This is a genomic window from Microcoleus sp. M2_D5 (assembly GCF_036701935.1).
Taxonomy (GTDB): domain Bacteria; phylum Cyanobacteriota; class Cyanobacteriia; order Cyanobacteriales; family Microcoleaceae; genus Microcoleus.
Genome location: NZ_JAUBRP010000103.1, coordinates 1 through 17,132, shown reverse-complemented (window position 1 = coordinate 17,132; position 17,132 = coordinate 1). Strand labels below are relative to the sequence as shown.

The following is a 17,132-nucleotide window of genomic DNA, read 5'->3' as shown; positions in this document are numbered from 1 at the left end:
TTAAATGGAGCTAGAGGATATCGATCGCACTTGTTCTTTGCGGGCGATCGATTATTCAGCAAACCCTAATTATTGACCAGCGGTTTTTGAAGTACGCAGATTGCTTCCCATTCGTTTCTCAGACAACTGTGCCAACCATCCCATTGTTCATGATTTTCATATCCTTTCTTCTCTAACTGTTGTTTGATATTGACACCTTTAGGGATACCACTCGATCTTTTATAAACAAGAATATCTCTCGCATAGAAACCAGCACTTTCAAGTGCAACTTGTACGTGAGCAACAGTCCGCGTGCTGTTGAAAACTAAAACTGTCGCACCCGGTTTGCAGATCCGAAAAAGCTGCTCGCCCCACTCAAAGCACCACTTTTCATAATCCAGAGTGTTGTTGCGATTCCTTTGATACCATTTTTCGTTTCTGACTCCACCTGCTAAACCACTGCCATAGGGAATGTTTTTAACAAGGGTTTTATTTCCCTTGCCGTTGACTCTTTCTATACGCCTTTGAATTTCTGAGTCATCCCATTTATGACCAATAAATTCATAATTATAAGGTGGGTCAGTGATACACGCAGAAATATAATTTTCTGGCAATGTCTTCATCACTTCACGACAGTCGCCAACCAAAACTTCATTTGAGGGAGTTTTTTTCATTAGTCAGGCAGTTACTAAAGTGGTAAATCAACTCTTAATTAGGCGACATTTGCAGTATAGTATCCATTCCGGTTGCATCAGTACGATATGTTCGTTGCGACTTGTTTTGCTGCAGACAAGTATATAATTACGAGTCAACCGGAAATGCCTAAATCCTGACTATTTCAGATAAACCACCGTCACACCTGCACCTCCTTCTTTTTGACTGGCGAGCTCGAAGCGGGAAACCTGCGGGTGATTCGCGAGGAACTCGTGAACCCCGCGCCGCAACTGTCCCGTACCTTTACCGTGAATTATCCACAGCACTCCGTATTCCACGGCTTTGGAAAGAGCTCTGTCTATTTCGATTTCTGCGTCTGAGACTCTCGCACCCCGCAGGTCGATCGAATTATTAGCAGTGCGAATGGCGATTTCGGGATTGGGTTTTGCCGGTTCCGCCGCTGCTTGCTTAGCTTTAGCCGTAGCGATTGCTTGGGCTTGGGCTGCAACCTTGGCTAATTGAGCTTTAGTTTCCGGTTTTTGACCGTCGAGGGATTCAATTTCTCCGAGTTTGACAGTCATTTTCATAATCCCAAACCGAACGCTCAACTCTTCGTTAGCATCGGGGCCGCTGAGCACTTCGGCGGTTTGGCCCAAGCTGGGAATGCGGATGCGATCGCCCACTTTCGGCATAAAACTCGGTTTGGGTTTAGCCGGTTGTTGGCGAGAGGGCAGATGTTTTTGGGAAATTTGATTTAAGGTTTCTGTCGCTTGTTGGGCATTTTGAGCCGTCTGGTTGCCCGACTGCAAGCGGCGAATGATTTGAGCAATTTCTGATTTTGCCGACCCTATCGCCTCATTTACTGCCACTTCCTGAGCTATTTTTAGTTCTCGCTCCCGCTCTTGCAAAGCGGCTGCTTTTTGAGAAACTTCTCTGTGCAGTTTTTCGGTTTGGTGTAGCAGTTGAGTTGCTTCTCTGGCCTTGGTTTCCTGTTTCCGGCGCTGTGCTTCGAGTCCAGCAATCACTTGATTGACATCTTGAGATGCTCCCCCGACATAAGTTTGAGCTTCTTCGACTATTTCTGGTAGCAAACCGAGTCTTTTGGCAATGGTGAGGGCGTTGGAACGTCCGGGAATTCCCCACAGCAAGCGATAGGTTGGCTGCATGGAATTGTCGTCAAATTCTACTGAGGCATTTTCAAAGCGGGAGTCTTGATATTTGAGGGCTTTGAGTTCGCCAAAGTGGGTAGTTGCAACTGTTAACAGGGAATGTTGGGCGAGGTATTTCAACAGGGCGATCGCCAATGCACTGCCTTCTGAGGGGTCTGTACCCGCTCCTACTTCGTCTAACAAAACTAAAGATTTGGGAATTGGTAATTGGGATTTTTTAATTGGGATTTGGGGTTGGGTAATTTGTAATTTAGGCTTGAGAATTGGGAGAGCAGAAACAGTGTTCTGTGTATCTGTGACTTCTCGGTCTTGCTGTTGGGAATTAGTAATTGTCAGGTTTGAATTTTCTGTCCCTTCAGCCTGCGATTTCTTGTCGTCTAAAACTTCTAAAATGCGGCTGATGCGGCGGATATGGCCGGAGAAAGTAGACAAACTTTGCTGCAAAGATTGTTCGTCACCAATATCGGCCAAAATATTGTCGAACCAAGGCAATTCTACGGGTTCGCGGGCGGCAACAAACATTCCGGCTTTCGCCATTAAAGCTGCCAATCCCAAGGTTTTGAGGGTGACAGTTTTGCCGCCGGTGTTGGGGCCGGTGATGGCGACGACGCGGATGTGCGGCCCGATCGTCAAATCGACCGGCACGACTGGAAAGCCTTGCTCGTGCTGTTGCTGCCAAACTAATAAAGGATGGCGCAACTGGCGCAGGGTAATTTGCGATCGCAGGTTGGGAATTAATAATTGACTGTTTTCTGAGTTTTCCTCATCTTCTGTTTCCTCATCTTCTGTTTCTGGATTTTTTGGTGCTAATTCTGGCTCTCCCAATTCGATAAATTTCGGCGGATTTGCTTGCAACCAAAAACTATAACGCGCTTTAGCCGCGGCTAAATCTAAAGTTGTAACTACAACCAACAATCTGTCTAAATCGGGTTTTACTGCTGCGACTTGCTCCGTGAGGGCGCGGCGGACTGCTTCTTCTTCGGCTTGTTCTTGCCGCAGCAACTGCCGCATTTGGTTGTTAAGATTGACTGTATTGTGGGGTTCTACGTACAGTGTCGCGCCGCTGGCCGAGGAGTCGTGAACTATGCCCGGTATGGCATCTTTTTGAGGAGCTTTGACGGGAATGACAAAGCGTCCGCTTCTTTGGGTAATTAGCTGTTCTTGTACGGCGTTGGATTGGCGCTGCAAAATCCCCTGCAATATTTGATAAATGCGATCGCGCAACTGTCGCATTTGAACTCTAATTCCTGCTAATTTAGGAGTGGCCCTGTCTGCTACTTGAGCGCGATCGTCGATACAGCGGTGGATTTCTTGCTCTAGTTCGGGATAAGTCCGCAATTGGGATGCCAGTTCTTTGAGCGTGGGCACATCTGCCTGAGAGTCAATTATCCGGCGCAATTGCCTTGCTCCGGCGAGGGTAGTAGCAATTGCCAGCAATTCTTCGCCGCTGAGCAAACCTTGGAGTTCGGCTCGCTGCAGCGAAGTGCCGATGTCTTGGATTCCTTCAAAACTCAAAGCACCGCCAGCGCGGCTCTCTAACTGATAAGTTTCCTGAGTTTGGGCCTTGAGTTCTGCTGTTTGAGCTTGAGTTGCCGGGATTGCGAGGTCGAGGGCGGCGGCGACGCCGAGTTTGGTGGCCGCGAAGGTAGCCAAGTGCTGACACAGGCGCGGCCATTCTAATAGTTCTAGTGTTTCGGCTTGAATCAAAGTTGAGGTGGTGTTGGTAATTGGCATTCCCAGGCGCTGACCGAGAAGGTGAATTTAACGGTACTATTAATTGATTTTAAAGTTTTTTATTGTTTCCTGGCGCAATTTGAGAAAGTATCTGCGATCGCCCTCAGGAGTCTTTCGGCCGAAAGCTCTGATGTAACATTAATTGCGAAGGAGAAATTTCCATTTTTGCATTACCCGTCTAAAATTATACCTTCTCGTGATACCAGTTTCCCAAAAATATGCAACTTTAGGCAAGCTCCCAACTATTATACAGTAAGTCAATCGATTGCGCGATTTTAGATTTTAGATTTTAGAATTGAAGCATTGACTTGCGCGAGATAAATACGTTCGGCAAGTTTCTCGGATACACGTTTTTAATTTCTCCACGGATCGATCGCGTGGCGGGTATCCTGGATGCTTTCGGTCATTCCCAATTTTTTACTCTAAAATATAAAATCTAAAATGGTATGAGCTATTTTTGGTTTTGAGGGAGCGGGCACGGGCTGTTTTTTGATGTAATTGAACTATTTTGGAATTTTAAATCTGTCAGCGCAATTCTGGCGGTTGTATCCTAAAAAGTAATTTGTGGAGATGGTAGAAGTATGGCAAAGATTCTGGCGATCGTCGCGGATACTGTGACTTTTCAAGTTGTCGAAGAGTTACTCAGCCAAGAGGGACATGAGGTGAGAGTCGTTTCCGACGACAAGGAGGGTTTAGACTTGGCGAAGGAATTGTCCCCCGATACGATAATTTGCGACGGGACTTCGCCTCAAATCAACTTTTTGGAGGTGTGCCGGCTGGTGAAAGCCGATTCCCTACGGGATAGCTTCGCTTCACGAAAATTGGCGGCAGCCTATTTTATCCTGCTGACAACACCGGAGCAATTTGATGAAATTCAAGAATTGGATGCGCCCTTTGACGATTTTCTGTTTAAACCGATAGTTAAGCAGGAATTATTGGCGCGGGTGCGCGCGTCTGAGCGATCGCGCGAGTTGAGGGCGCGGTTGGAGTTAACCCAGCAAGAATTGGATCTGTCGCGCGATCGACTGCTGCAAAATGAAAAAATGTCTAGTTTGGGCGAATTGGTGTCTGGGATAGCCCACGAAATTAACAACCCCATTACTTTTATTTACAGCAATCTCACTCACGTCCAAAGCTACGCAGCCGATTTAATTGAACTGCTGCGATTGTATCAAAAAGAGCTAGTCAATACCGGAGCGGAAATTCTGCAAAAACAACAAGATATGGATGTGGAATTCGTACTCGACGATTTATTAAAAATTGTGAGTTCCATGCGTACCGGGAGCGATCGCATCCGCCAAATAATTTTGTCGCTACAGGATTTTTCCCGCAGCGATCGATCGGGCTGGCAGTTATTCGATGTTTCCGACGGTTTAGAAAATACTCTGTTGTTGTTGCAGCACCGCTTGCCGGCTCGCGAGGGAAGGCGAGACATCAAGGTGATCAAACAATTCGGCAATTTGCCGCAGATTGAGTGTTATGCAGGGCTGCTCAATCAAGCTTTTCTGAATATCATCAATCACGCGATCGATGCTTTGGAAGAGTCGGCGCAAGAGTTGGAAGAGTGGGAATCCATCAAATTTAAGCCTGTGATTTTGATTACTACTCAGGTTGTCGATGCTCAGCGAATTTCGATTGAGATTGCTGATAACGACACCGCACATAGCAAAGATATCACAGCCCAAATTTCCGATCCATTTTTGGCAGCAAAACCTGCGAAATCACCCATATCATCGGGACTTGCTCTCAGCTATCGGATAATTGTAGAGCAGCACAAAGGAGAGTTCAAGTGTTTTTCCGAACCGGGTAAAGGCACTAAAATTCAGATAGAAATTCCGCTGCGTCACAGTTAATTAACAGTATTTACAGTTGTAGGGGCGGATTTTTGAAATTGTTGGTTTTAGCCTGAAATTGTTGTGAATCCGCCCCTACAATGACTGCACAATTTTTGAAAAAATGTAAATTTTTGTATAGAGAATGGCAGAAGTGCCGAAAAAGAGACTTGAGTTGATATTCAAGAGATTTGAAAGAGCGGCGAAAACAATTTTTAGTTTTGTAATAAAATAGGCGTTGGTGAATAGATGTCTGAGTTTAATTCCGGTTGTATCGAAATGATTAAACCGCAGAGGGCGCAGAGCATACAGAGAAAGGGAAGAGAGAGATGAATAATTGCGATGCCAACAGATTTGATATGATTTAGCTATAACCGCTGACGAAGCCAGGTCGAATAACATTCCAAACAGGGTATCTCAATGACTACTTGAATAGAGAATGGGAACGTCCTCGAATGTGAGAAGCGTAAATTAGTAAACGAATTGAATTTTTGAGTTTTTTGGGATGAAACATAACAAAAAGTTTTTTTTTCTTCACCCTCCCAACCTAAATTCATACCTTAATTATGCAAAGCCTTTTTTTATATAACCTCCAACAACATATCAATAAATCGACTGTGAGGAATATGTACGAAATTATATCAAATCCGGTAACATCGTCGGGCGTAAAATCCAGTCAACAATCACGTATCTTGCCACCGGAATAGATAGAATCTATCTGCGTTAATCTGTGTTAATCTGCCCTCATCTGCGGTAAAAAAAAGATAATTTATCGGGCAGCCGATGACAAAGGATTGACGCCCATTTACGCAGAGGTCGAGAATAGAAATATGAATAACATGGAGAGGGACAACCACGGGAGATTGCCCCTACAAAACACGGTGATGTAGATGTTGTGTGTCTAGGAGTGGAATAACTAAAGGGAGACTTGCGCGCCTTGAGTATCGAGGGCGATTGCCCTTACCTCAGCCTTTACCCCAAATTCCATCCAAGCAGCCGCCATCCCTTTCTCAACCGCAACAGCGTTAGCCACATCAGTTAAAGCCAAAAGCGTCGGCCCGGCACCGCTAATTACCATTCCACAAGCCCCTGCATTCACGGCGGCTTGTTGCACCGCTTCATATCCCTTAATCAGAGATTGTCGGTAAGGTTGGTGAATTTTGTCTTGGAGGGCGCAGCGCAGCCAGTTTTCATTGCCTGTTTCCAAAGCCCGCACCAGCAAACCGAGGTGTGCGGCATTAAAAATCGCGTCAGCCTTACTGTAATCTGCTGGCAAAACTTTGCGGGCTTCGGCTGTAGACAGTTCAAAATCGGGAATGGCTACCACGGGCACAATATTTGGATGCCAGGGAATATCGCAAATCTCCCAGGAACCGCTTGGTGGATTGCTAGCAGCGAGGCGACATCCTCCGAGTAAAGCGGGGACAACGTTGTCGGGATGTCCTTCAAGTTCGATCGCCAATTGCATCACTTCCACCTGACTCAAAGGCTTTCCGGCTAGTTCATTTGCACCGACTAGCCCGCCGACAATAGCTGTAGCGGAACTTCCCAAACCTCTAGCCAGCGGCACTTGCATATCTATATGTATGGCTACAGATGGCGGCGATTGGTTCAGGCGATCGTATAACTTGAGAAAAGCTTGATAAGCGAGATTGCTGTCGTCTGTCTTGACTTTGGCGGCTTCTTGGCCTGTAACTGTAATTTTTAGTTTCTCGGTTGCTGAGGGTTCTAGTCGGGAGAATTGGAAGCGGTTGTAGAGGCTTAAAGCGGCACCGATGCAGTCGAATCCTGGGCCTAGGTTGGCGGTTGTGGCGGGTACGGTAACGGTGACGGTGGAGATTACGGACATTTTTTGAATAGTTAATTTGGAGTGTTTAACCGCAGATAAACGCGGATGAACGCAGATAAATTTTTGATATCGGTTCGATCGACTATTTTAACTGATTCCTAGAACATCTTCGTAAATTTGTGCGATCGGGCATTGAAAGTCTACGCTAGCCAAGCGAACTTCTTCGCCATCCGCGTAAGGGTAAAGTTCCCAGCGGCCTTCTGCATTGCGCTGGTAAGATTCTACACTGATTCTTTCTTGGTTAATCAGCACGTATTCTTGTAAAGTTTCTAAGGTGCGGTAGTCGGCAAATTTATTTCCGCGATCGAATGCTGCTGTTGTTGGAGATAAAACTTCTACGATTAAGCGCGGGTGGCGTTTGAAATATTCCAGGCTTCTATCTCTTTCATCGCAAGTCACCATGATGTCTGGATAGTAAAACACGTCTGCTCGATCGATTCTGGCTTTCATGTTTCCCCCATAGATGCGACAGCCTCTGCCTCTAACATGAGTTGTGAGCAAGTTTACTAAGTTGATGCAAATAGTCTCGTGGGCATCACTTGCTCCTGCCATTGCATAAATTTCGCCTTGTCTGTATTCGTGTTTGATGGGGCTGATTTTTTCGCCTTCTAAATAGTCTTCTGGGGATGCGTAGTTGTGACTTTTGTTGGCAAGCATAGTGTGTATTTCTTAAACACTAATCCTATTATACCATTTTTTTATTCTTGCAGCATTTGAATATGCTTGATGGCATCTTGATAATCGTTGGTATTGCCGTCTTTTTGATATAGTTCGGCTGCTTTTTGATAATCGGCGATCGCCCCCGGTTTGTCTTCTAAGAACTCGCGGACTCTGGCGCGGTTGTAGTAGGCATCGCCGTAGTTGGGGTTGATTTCAATTGCGCGATCGAAATCTGCTTTTGCTGCTGGATAATCTTTGAGATTGCGGTCGCGGATGATGCCGCGTTTGTTGTGGGCTTTGGCGTAGTTGGGGTTGAGGCGGATGGCTTCGGTGTAATCGGCGATCGCCCCTTGAATGTCTCCTGCTTCTGACTTGGCTAAAGCACTATTGAATAAGTCTTCAGCAGGATTTTGAACGATGAGTATTGGTGAGGGTTGGGTACAAATGGCAGGGGATATGCCGCCCAAAACGGTAACAAATCCTAAAATGCCGATCGCCCGGTAAAAGTGTTTCATAAATCTAAGCAAAAATCCGAGCTACAGAGCAACTAAAACCAGGCAACAAAGGCGAGGTCAATTCATCAGCGTTCAACAGCGTAGCAACGAGCCTTAAACTTGCTTGTTCCCTGCGATAAACTTCTATTTGCTGCAACCGCCAATTCACAAGCCAGTATTCTTGGACGCCTCGCACCGAATAGAGTCTGAGTTTCAAATCTCGATCGCGTCTTTCATTGTCTGCACCAAGGGACAATACTTCAACAACTAACTCAGGTGCGCCGGTTAAATGGCCGGCTTCGTCTAGCAAGATAGCCAAGCGTTCATTGCTGGCCCAAACTACATCAGGAATAACGTTATCAGCATCCGTGAAAATGATACCCGGATTGATTCCTGCTCGTCCTAAATTAGTCTCTCGCGACCAAGTATTAAGTTCTTGGTAGAGGTTGCCTATAGCCTGTTGATGACCCCAATGCGGTGCTCTAGTCACAAATAACTCTCCATCAATAATTTCATAACGATCGCCGTTATCGGGCAATAGTTCTAAATCGGCGGTAGTCCAGCGTACTTTATCAGATATTGTCTGGTTCATACAAGCACTCTTGATAGGTGATACAAACATTCTAAACGATCGAGCTTCTTGTCGATCCACAGCTTAAAACAATCGGGCTACACAGACTTTCGCTTTTTGCAGGCGAGACTCAAAATATTGAAACCCGCGCCCAGGCGGGTTTCGTTTTTGTAGAGGCGATTTCGCATCGGCAAATTGTCCGATCGCCCAATTTAAAATTATTTAAAATTTCAAATCGCGCGATTACTTCAAAATAGTTTTAGAAGCAATCCGAGTTTTCTTGCGATCGGCTTCACTCAATTGTTCGCCAGACTGCAAGCGAGTAGCAGAAGTTTGCAGCACAGTTGCGGCACTTTTATCGCCCATTTGCAGAGCAGTTTTCGCAGCAGTTTGCAGCATTGTCGCCGCGCCGGCCCGATCGCCCTGTTGCAATCTAGTTTCTGCGAGTTGAGTTTGGCGGTATTTAGCCAAAGCTAAAATGTGCTGTTGTACCGTCGGGTTAAGTGCCGGCTGATAAACTTTTAAGACATTAGCAGAAACTGCAACGGGATCGGAAAGCAAACCTTGACCGACAGTCGGATCGTCGTAGCGAATTTGCAATTGCCCGATCGCCTGTGTACCTTCGGGCAACTGTCCAATATAAATATTAGCCAAAACTACTCGCTCTATATCCTTCATTAAATCTCCCAGGCGCACCATAAAACGATCGCCCTCTTGCTGTACTGGTAATTCGATCGTATCCGGCGCAACTTGGGCGATCGGTTTGAGTTCGGCTAACCGCACTTTTGGCATTAGGGAAAATAGCAAATAAGCATTAGTCAAACCTACACCTTGGATGCGAGTAAATAGTTTGCTAAACTCGTCAACCGCATCTTCGGGACGCTGAATGTGAGCCAGAGCACCGCCGCCAGCGTCAGCAATCTTTTCCAAAATATCCTGGTTCCAGTTATCGCCAAATCCCAGAGAATTTAAAGTCATGTTGTAGTCGGCAGCCAATTTAGCCAGCTTCAAACAGCGGCTGTCGTCGCCGTGTTCGTTTTCGCCGTCAGTCAGCAGAAATGCCTGAGATACAGCTTCTTTTTTGCCTTTACCCAACTCTTCAATACCTAACTTAATGCCCTCATCAATTGCTGTGCCACCGGCCGATCGCAGTTGCTCAATTTGCCGTTTAATGCTGCTGGGATCTCCTACAATTTGATTGGGGACGAGGACTTTGGCTTTGTGGTCGAAAGCCACCGCGCAAAAGCGATCCCCAGGCTTCAACCTGTCCAGCAACCGTCCGGCGGCTTGTTTGACGGTTTCCAAGGGGCGTCCGCCCATCGAACCGCTGTGGTCGAGAATCAGGCACAGGTTTAAGGGTACGCTGGAGTCGATCGAGCTTGCCGTCGCAGACACCGAAATCGCTAGCTGGCGCTGCGTTGAGGGCGCAGCAGCGTCAAGGTTAGGGTCGTTTAAAACCGGGAGCAAACTAACTTTCATGCGGGATACCTAAAGATTGCGTTACTATTTCTTTAAGAATAGCTCCATCAGTTCAGGCAACATTTCGGTTATATGAACACACCAATTAAAGCTGTGCAATCGCCATACTACGGGGAAGGGAACTCTCGGACGCCACCTCCCGATTTGCCATCCCTGTTGCTGAAGGAGCGGATCGTTTATCTGGGTATGCCTCTGGTGCCTGCGGTAACAGAACTGATTATCGCTGAACTGTTGTTCTTGCAGTACGAAGATCCCGATAAGCCGATCAAAATCTACATCAACTCGACCGGCACTTCTGGTTACAGCGGCGAACCCGTCGGCTTTGAAACAGAAGCCTTCGCTATTTGCGACACGATCAAGTACATTAAGCCGCCCGTACACACTATTTGCCTCGGTTCGGCAATGGGTATGGCTGCGATGCTGTTAGCGGCTGGTACTAAAGGCTGTCGGGCGAGTTTGCCGCACGCTTCGATTGTGTTGCACCAACCCAAGGCTTACACGCGGGGTCAAGCCAGCGACATTCAAATTCGGGCTAAGGAAGTGCTGGCAAATAAAGCGACGATGCTTGAGATTTTTGCAAGCTGTACAGGCCAACCGATCGAAAAGATTACTAAAGATATGGATCGCTTGCTGTACCTGACGCCCCAGGAAGCTAAAGAATACGGTTTGATCGATCGCGTTCTTGAAAGTTCGGAAGAATTGCCGAAACCGCTGCCGGCTGGAGTCATCTAACTGGGAATGGGGAATGGGGAATGGGGAATGGGGAACGAGTAAGAATGAAGGGTTAATGGCTAGTAGTTTCTACCCTGATTAGTTATTCAACAGTCTTTTTATGACTAACAATTCCCAATTACCGATTCCCAATTACCAATGCCCGATGCCCTGCGCGGGCCTGCGCGGGCCGATGCCCTGTTTGCCCGATGCCCCATGCCCAATTACTAACTAAACGGAGTTCCGAATTATGCCTATAGGTGTGCCAAAAGTTCCCTACAAAATGCCGGGTGGTTATGATACTCAGTGGATTAATATCTACGATCGCCTCTACCGGGAACGGATTATTTTCTTGGGCAGGGACGTTGACGATGAAATTGCCAATCAAATCATCGCTGTGATGCTCTACCTCGATTCGGAAGATTCAGGTAAGGATATTATTTTGTACATCAATTCCCCAGGCGGGATGGTGTCGGCAGGCATGGCTATTTTTGATACCATGCAGCACATAAAATCGGACGTGGTGACGATTTGTGTGGGCTTGGCTGCTTCGATGGGTTCTTTCCTGTTAGCTGCCGGTGCGAAGGGGAAACGGTTAGCTTTGCCTCACTCGCGAATCATGATTCACCAGCCTTCTGGGGGCACGCGGGGACAAGCAACGGATATTCAGATTGAGGCGAAAGAAATTCTGCGACTGCGCCACCAACTGAATAATATCTACGCTAAAAATACTGGTCAGCCGATCGAGAAAATCGAAAAGGACATGGATCGCGACTATTTCATGTCCGCTGAGGAAGCCAAGGAATACGGCTTGATTGACAGAGTGATCGAAGAGCGTCCGTAAGTTATCTTTGCGCGACCGTAGTGCGGGCTACCCTCGCACTACAACCTAGTTCGCAGTAAATTTTGGCAGAATCTTTACATTTAAGGATTCTGCCATATTTAATGGTATTATCAACGCTCATTCATGCTAGATGGATATTGCAGATTATTACCGACAGTTAGGACTGAGGTCAGGTGCGAGTTTATCGCAAGTTAAGGCCTCTTATCGGCAGTTAGCGAGACAGTATCACCCCGATGTGAATCCGGGAAACGAACAGGCTAAAAATAAGTTTATTGCTATTACTGAGGCTTATAAGTTCCTGGTGAAGGTTGCCCCCCACCATGTTGCGGAGTCGAAAGTTGCCAATTCAACTGTGCCGCCTAGTTCGACACCGCCGGATCGGAGGGTGAAAGCTCAACCGCAGGCAGTTAAGGTGACTCGAAAAGAGGCTGCGGTTCAATCTCTTGCGGATCTGTCGGCGGTAGAACAAAAGTTAAAGCAAGATGCTTATTTTGAGTTGCAGCAGTTGCTGAAATATCAGAGGTTCCCGCGGGCGATCGCCTTGATTGAGGGTTTGGCCCAGCGGGTTCCCGAAGATTTGGAGGTGCGTCAGTGGCAGGCGATCGCCTATCAGCGCTGGGGACGGCATTTGATCGGAGAAAAGCAGGTTGATAAGGCGAGAATTTATTTGAAAAAAGCTGTGAAAACTGACCCTCACAACCGGGCTTTGTGGGCGGAAGTTGAACGGGATTTTCGCAGGTTGGAACAGATTTATTGAAGCGATGTTGCGTCCCCCTTTTGCAGGGGGTCTGTGTCGTGAATTTTTAATTTTTCTAAAATAACTTGGGTATTTTCAGGTCGGTTTTCCGGTAGCGGTTCCATCAATTCGTCGATCGACTCTAGAAGTAACGGGTCAATATCTACGGCTTGGTTCCTCCAATTAATTTTACCAGTTTTTTCATTAAGGGGAAAGTGGATCGGCTCTATGCCTGTTAATAAATGTACAAAAGTACGCCCTAGGGCAAAAAAGTCCGATCGCACGCCTGCTGTACCTAGAATTTGTTCGGGTGCGGCGTATCCAGCAGAACCTATGGGTGCGGTATCTATATCTGCTTCTGTGGCGGCGCCGAAGTCAATTAATCTCAATTTCCCATTCGCTTCAACCATCAGGTTGGATGGCTTAATATCCCGATGCAATACATGATATTTGTGGATTTCCTGCAAAATATAAAGCATTTGTTGCAGCCAATCAAGAGCTAGTTTTTGAGAAACGTACTGTTTTTTAGTTAATAATTCTGCCAAGTTTTCTCCGCTAATTCTTTCCATCACCAAACAAGACAATTTCTGGAAGTTATGGGGGAGTTTAATTTGGAAATAACCGTCTGGTTCGACTTGGGGAACTGAGCCCTTTCCGGCCAGCCAAATCAAAACTCGCGCTTCTTGCTTGAACAAGCGAACTAAATCGGGGTTGTGGGCGTGTTTCAAGACTTTTAAAGTTTTGACAGTGCCCCATTCGTTTTCCCCGGTTCCCAAATCTTCAACTTCAAAGATGTCTGTGGGGCGTGCGGGATTGGGCGATCGCACTGGTTTAAGGATGCGGTAGCGATCGCCAATTAACAAATCCGTGCCGCAAGCCTGACAATTTTGAGCAGCAGCAGGATTTTCGCGTTGTTCGCATTGAGGATTGATGCAGTAAATCATACCATTTTAGATTTTAGATTTTAGATTTTAGATTGGAAATGACTGACGCTGTATCGGTTTAGAGCTTGGTTTTGCATTCTTTTTTGGGGAAGTCGTATCACTTTGATTGATAAATTACCATAAAACCCAGCAGTTCTGATCGTCTACAGTTACGTCCGCGCGAGCGGTACAATTTGTCCAATCTTTGGTTGCGGTTACGTCGAAGAGTTTGGTCAAAACTTCAGTTGTTTTGCGGATAATCTCTTCGGCTTTGACTTCAACTTTTTTGGACTCTGGCGGCAGTTGTTCGCCTTCTTCGTCTTTGGGGCGGTAAGTACGGGAGATTCCAGAAAGCACAGCGGGCTTCTGGAGTGCTTTTTGAGCTTCGGCTAGTTCTTGAACCGAGCGGCTTTTGATGCCTTTTTCGATCGCAATAATCTGATTTAAGCGTGCCATTGTTCGATTTTCTTGAGGCTGAACTCGTATCAAGCCTGGTTAATACTGATAATCGAATTGTTTGTGCTGTGGCTTTTACGGCTTTGATAAGCTGTGGAGCATTTAAACCACTAACGAGGCCGCTCCGGGTGCGAAGCGAAGTGAACACTGACTATACATGGAAAACGCCTTAAAACTGACGCACCATACAATACCATTTTAAATGCTCCACAGCTTAACTCTCCCTCCTCAGTACAAACATCACGATCGTTCTTGAACCAAACTTGCTCATCATGTAGTATTCCATAATTCAATATAAATTACAAGCTTTTTTATCGGCGCGGTGCTAAGAGATCGCGCCGCTACCCGTGCCCAGCCATTTGTCTCTCAAAAAATCGGCAAAATCTCTAGCATCCTACCAAAGTGTAGCAAATATCACTCTTTATGAGGGCTGCGACTACCTCTTAAGATAGATGCGGAAATCCCTCCCAGGGCGCGTTGTCATTTCGAGAAACATTTCTTAATATATAGATAAGGAATGAGAATTAAATAACCTGCAATTTAAATTGTTCTTGTGGGATGGGCCTAAGAGCCCGTCCCTTATAGACGGGCTCTTAGGCCCATCCCACAGGCTTATGCAAATTATTTAATTCACGATCCTAACAAAGGGAATCCGAGGAAACACCAAAAATCCTTAAGCCCTTGGGGTGCCCCGGTTAATCAGACTTTTCGCAAAAAAGGGCTAAATCAATGAACCAGCAAAACTCCGAAGTTTCTGCATTTTTGCCCATCCTCCAAAAAGGCATTTGGCTGTTTGGGATTCTCTCTTGGATATTCGGGCTGACAGATAGAACTATTGCACTATTATCTGACGGATATTTGTCGGCGGTTGATATTGTCCAGCTATTTACAGCATCCTTTTTCTTCATTAGCTGGCTGTTGTTAAGCCCGTTTTTGGGTCTAAACTCCCAGATTCGGCAAAAGGAAGAAGTATCTTCCTAGTTTTTAATTAGTAATGTTAGTTTCTCGATCGCTCTTTCTTTCTTCAGCAGCAAAGCGGGCAGGCCAAATGCGATCGCAAAAAAACAAAGTTCCCGCCGTCACGCACAGCGGAATCGCCAACAGATTCAACAGCGGAATGCTCACCAAACCCAAACAAACCAAACCAAAACTTCCGCTGGCGGGCAAACTCGCCCAAATTATCTCCAACTTCTCCTGAAAAGGTCGCCTCCGCCTCTCCAAAGGTGCATCTAAAAAGTCCAAACAGACAATAGTCGCGCCCAAAGCTACGCCACCCAAACTGCTAAGAATAGAGCCGACGCCAGGGATAAAATTTAGCAGCAGCAGCGGTATACCGACGCTCAACAAAATTTGTAGTTTTCGCAGTTCAAAGGCGATCGCCCTTTGAATATCCCGAAAACTATTCGCCAAATTCATTGGTGCTTCTGCGGGCAATTGACCGTTCCGCAGGAGTTCCAATTGTTCGGAAAGTTTGCCGTACCAGGGCGAACCTAAAATCACGCCAAACTGCACTAACAAAAATCCAATTATCAGCAAAAGTCCTGAGACTAGGAGCACGCGCAGCAGCCAGCCGAAAGCAATTGTTAACACGCCGAGAAAGCTCAGCCAAGCTGGAAAACTCGCAATTAGAGCGTTAAATCGGACGGACAAATCGGCAACTAAAACATCTATCCCTGCCAAACTGGGAAATAGCAAGCTTAAATAAAGACCGATACCAATTATAAAATTTAGCACCACGGGAACTAATACATAAGTCCACAGCTTGGGAGTTTGCAAAATCAGCGTGAAAGCTCGCAAAGGATAGGTGAAACCTGCCAAGAGTCCAATTGGTGCGGTAATGGCGGCCTGGGCGGGGTTTGAATTTAGCTGTTTTGACATATTTTCTGCTTTTGAGGACTCGACTCTATTTTCTATTATCCACTTTCCATTATTATGACTGATGAGGATTTATCGCAGGTGGCCCAAAAGTGAAGCTTTTTATTTACCATACCCCGGAACTTACGCCAGCCGACAAAATGCCGGCTTGCGCCATCGCAGTTGATGTGCTGCGGGCGACTACGACAATGGCAACGGCCCTGAATAATGGAGCGGAAGCTGTTCAAGTTTTCAGCGACTTAGATAAGCTAATGGCAAGCAGCGAAAAATGGCCTGCAGATAAGCGGATTCGCGCCGGAGAGCGCGGCGGCGCCAAAGTTGACGGATTTGACATGGGGAATTCCCCCTTCGACTGCACGCCAGAAACGGTGAGTGGGAAGCGAATTTTTATCAGCACAACTAACGGTACTCGCGCTCTGCAGCGAGTGCAAGCTGCTGCAACTGTGTTGACGGCGGCTTTGATTAACCGCAAATCTGTGGTGCAGTTTTTGTTAAATAAACAGCCGGAAACTATTTGGATTGTGGGTTCTGGTTGGGAAGGAAGTTATTCGTTGGAAGATACGGTTTGTGCTGGTGCGATCGCCCAAAGTCTCTTGGCAGAAAGCGGTATTCCTGCGAGCGATTTTGCTGGTAACGATGAAGTCTTTGGGGCTATTGCTCTTTATTGGCACTGGCAAGATAGGTTGCACGAATTGTTGGAAAGAGCAAGCCACGGCCAGCGCCTCCTCGGTTTAGGTGTTATTGAAGATTTAAAATATTGCGCGCAAACGGATACTTTAGATGTGCTGCCCGTGCAGCGAGAACCGGGAGTTTTGGTTAAGTCTGATTTTAAAATTCCTCAAGCTGATTTCTGGGATCGATCTTCGGAAAAAACGGCGAATTAAATTTTTCTGGGAATGGAGTATTAGTAAGGTGCGCCTCGGCGCACCTACGGAAATTAGGGATGAGAATTAAATAACTTTCACAAGTTTGTGGGATGGGCGTCCCGCCCGTTGTGGGATGGGCGTCTCGCCCGTCCTTTTTGGACGGAAATTAGGGATGAGAATTAAATAAAATCCACTTTCTATGACTGTTGTGGGATGGGCGTCTCGCCCGTTTTTTTTGGATGGGCGTCCCGCCCGTTGTGGGATGGGCGTCTCGCCCGTCCTTTTTGGACGGGCGAGACG

General features: G+C 46.6%; 16 protein-coding genes. 6 read left to right on the top strand and 10 right to left on the bottom strand.

The features are described 5' to 3' along the window. Window positions 1-65: 65 nt before the first annotated feature. Together QUA50_RS27125 and QUA50_RS27120 are read right to left on the bottom strand one after the other, a co-directional pair. Window positions 66-653, bottom strand: a complete 588-nt coding sequence (locus QUA50_RS27125) for a DNA methyltransferase (RefSeq protein WP_333268334.1) — start codon at window positions 651-653, stop codon at window positions 66-68. Window positions 654-812: 159 nt separating this feature from the next. Then, a complete protein-coding gene (locus QUA50_RS27120) occupies window positions 813-3,509 on the bottom strand; it encodes an endonuclease MutS2 (protein WP_333268336.1) in 2,697 nt (898 codons plus the stop codon). Between the two features lie 608 nt (window positions 3,510-4,117). Between QUA50_RS27120 and QUA50_RS27115 the strand changes: the two genes are divergently transcribed. Beyond that, a complete protein-coding gene (locus QUA50_RS27115; protein ID WP_333268332.1) occupies window positions 4,118-5,389 on the top strand; it encodes an ATP-binding protein in 1,272 nt (423 codons plus the stop codon). Between the two features lie 895 nt (window positions 5,390-6,284). On the opposite strand, the gene thrB is transcribed toward QUA50_RS27115, so the two are convergent. The 5 genes from thrB to QUA50_RS27090 all read right to left on the bottom strand — a co-directional run bounded on the left by thrB (window position 6,285) and on the right by QUA50_RS27090 (window position 10,421). Continuing rightward, complete coding sequence (gene thrB, locus QUA50_RS27110) at window positions 6,285-7,217, bottom strand: homoserine kinase (protein ID WP_333268330.1); 933 nt, start codon at window positions 7,215-7,217, stop codon at window positions 6,285-6,287. A gap of 87 nt (window positions 7,218-7,304) precedes the next feature. Further along, window positions 7,305-7,874, bottom strand: a complete 570-nt coding sequence (locus QUA50_RS27105; RefSeq protein WP_333268328.1) for a Uma2 family endonuclease — start codon at window positions 7,872-7,874, stop codon at window positions 7,305-7,307. A gap of 41 nt (window positions 7,875-7,915) precedes the next feature. After that, on the bottom strand, window positions 7,916-8,392 hold the full coding sequence (locus QUA50_RS27100; protein ID WP_333268326.1) for a tetratricopeptide repeat protein: 477 nt from the start codon (window positions 8,390-8,392) through the stop codon (window positions 7,916-7,918). A 4-nt stretch (window positions 8,393-8,396) separates the two neighbouring features. After that, window positions 8,397-8,963 (bottom strand): Uma2 family endonuclease, encoded by a 567-nt coding sequence (locus QUA50_RS27095; RefSeq protein ID WP_333268324.1) that lies wholly within the window; start codon window positions 8,961-8,963, stop codon window positions 8,397-8,399. A 222-nt stretch (window positions 8,964-9,185) separates the two neighbouring features. Then, on the bottom strand, window positions 9,186-10,421 hold the full coding sequence (locus QUA50_RS27090) for a VWA domain-containing protein (RefSeq protein WP_333268322.1): 1,236 nt from the start codon (window positions 10,419-10,421) through the stop codon (window positions 9,186-9,188). Between the two features lie 72 nt (window positions 10,422-10,493). On the opposite strand from QUA50_RS27090, the gene QUA50_RS27085 reads away from it, so the two are divergent. The 3 genes from QUA50_RS27085 (at window position 10,494) to QUA50_RS27075 (ending at window position 12,733) form a co-directional block, all read left to right on the top strand. Then, window positions 10,494-11,153, top strand: coding sequence for an ATP-dependent Clp protease proteolytic subunit (locus QUA50_RS27085; protein ID WP_333268320.1), 660 nt, complete (start codon window positions 10,494-10,496; stop codon window positions 11,151-11,153). Window positions 11,154-11,382: 229 nt separating this feature from the next. Next, window positions 11,383-11,976 (top strand): ATP-dependent Clp protease proteolytic subunit, encoded by a 594-nt coding sequence (locus tag QUA50_RS27080; protein WP_332955461.1) that lies wholly within the window; start codon window positions 11,383-11,385, stop codon window positions 11,974-11,976. 130 nt (window positions 11,977-12,106) lie between these two features. Beyond that, complete coding sequence (locus tag QUA50_RS27075; protein ID WP_333268318.1) at window positions 12,107-12,733, top strand: J domain-containing protein; 627 nt, start codon at window positions 12,107-12,109, stop codon at window positions 12,731-12,733. Here QUA50_RS27075 and QUA50_RS27070 read toward each other — a convergent pair. Beyond that, window positions 12,727-13,656 carry a serine/threonine-protein kinase gene (locus QUA50_RS27070; RefSeq protein WP_333268317.1) on the bottom strand — a complete coding sequence of 310 codons (930 nt, stop codon included), beginning with the start codon at window positions 13,654-13,656 and terminating at the stop codon, window positions 12,727-12,729. The two genes, QUA50_RS27075 and QUA50_RS27070, sit on opposite strands and share 7 nt — an antisense overlap. Window positions 13,657-13,770: 114 nt before the next feature. Further along, complete coding sequence (locus QUA50_RS27065; RefSeq protein ID WP_333268315.1) at window positions 13,771-14,091, bottom strand: DUF7873 family protein; 321 nt, start codon at window positions 14,089-14,091, stop codon at window positions 13,771-13,773. A gap of 729 nt (window positions 14,092-14,820) precedes the next feature. Between QUA50_RS27065 and QUA50_RS27060 the strand changes: the two genes are divergently transcribed. Continuing rightward, entirely contained in the window at window positions 14,821-15,072 is a 252-nt protein-coding gene (locus QUA50_RS27060) for a hypothetical protein (RefSeq protein ID WP_333268313.1), read from the top strand. A 3-nt stretch (window positions 15,073-15,075) separates the two neighbouring features. Here the strand turns inward: QUA50_RS27060 and QUA50_RS27055 are convergent, their stop codons facing one another. Continuing rightward, complete coding sequence (locus QUA50_RS27055) at window positions 15,076-15,969, bottom strand: EI24 domain-containing protein (protein ID WP_333268311.1); 894 nt, start codon at window positions 15,967-15,969, stop codon at window positions 15,076-15,078. Window positions 15,970-16,058: 89 nt separating this feature from the next. Between QUA50_RS27055 and QUA50_RS27050 the strand changes: the two genes are divergently transcribed. Then, window positions 16,059-16,850, top strand: a complete 792-nt coding sequence (locus QUA50_RS27050) for a 2-phosphosulfolactate phosphatase family protein (RefSeq protein ID WP_333268309.1) — start codon at window positions 16,059-16,061, stop codon at window positions 16,848-16,850. The last annotated feature ends 282 nt before the right edge of the window (window positions 16,851-17,132 follow it).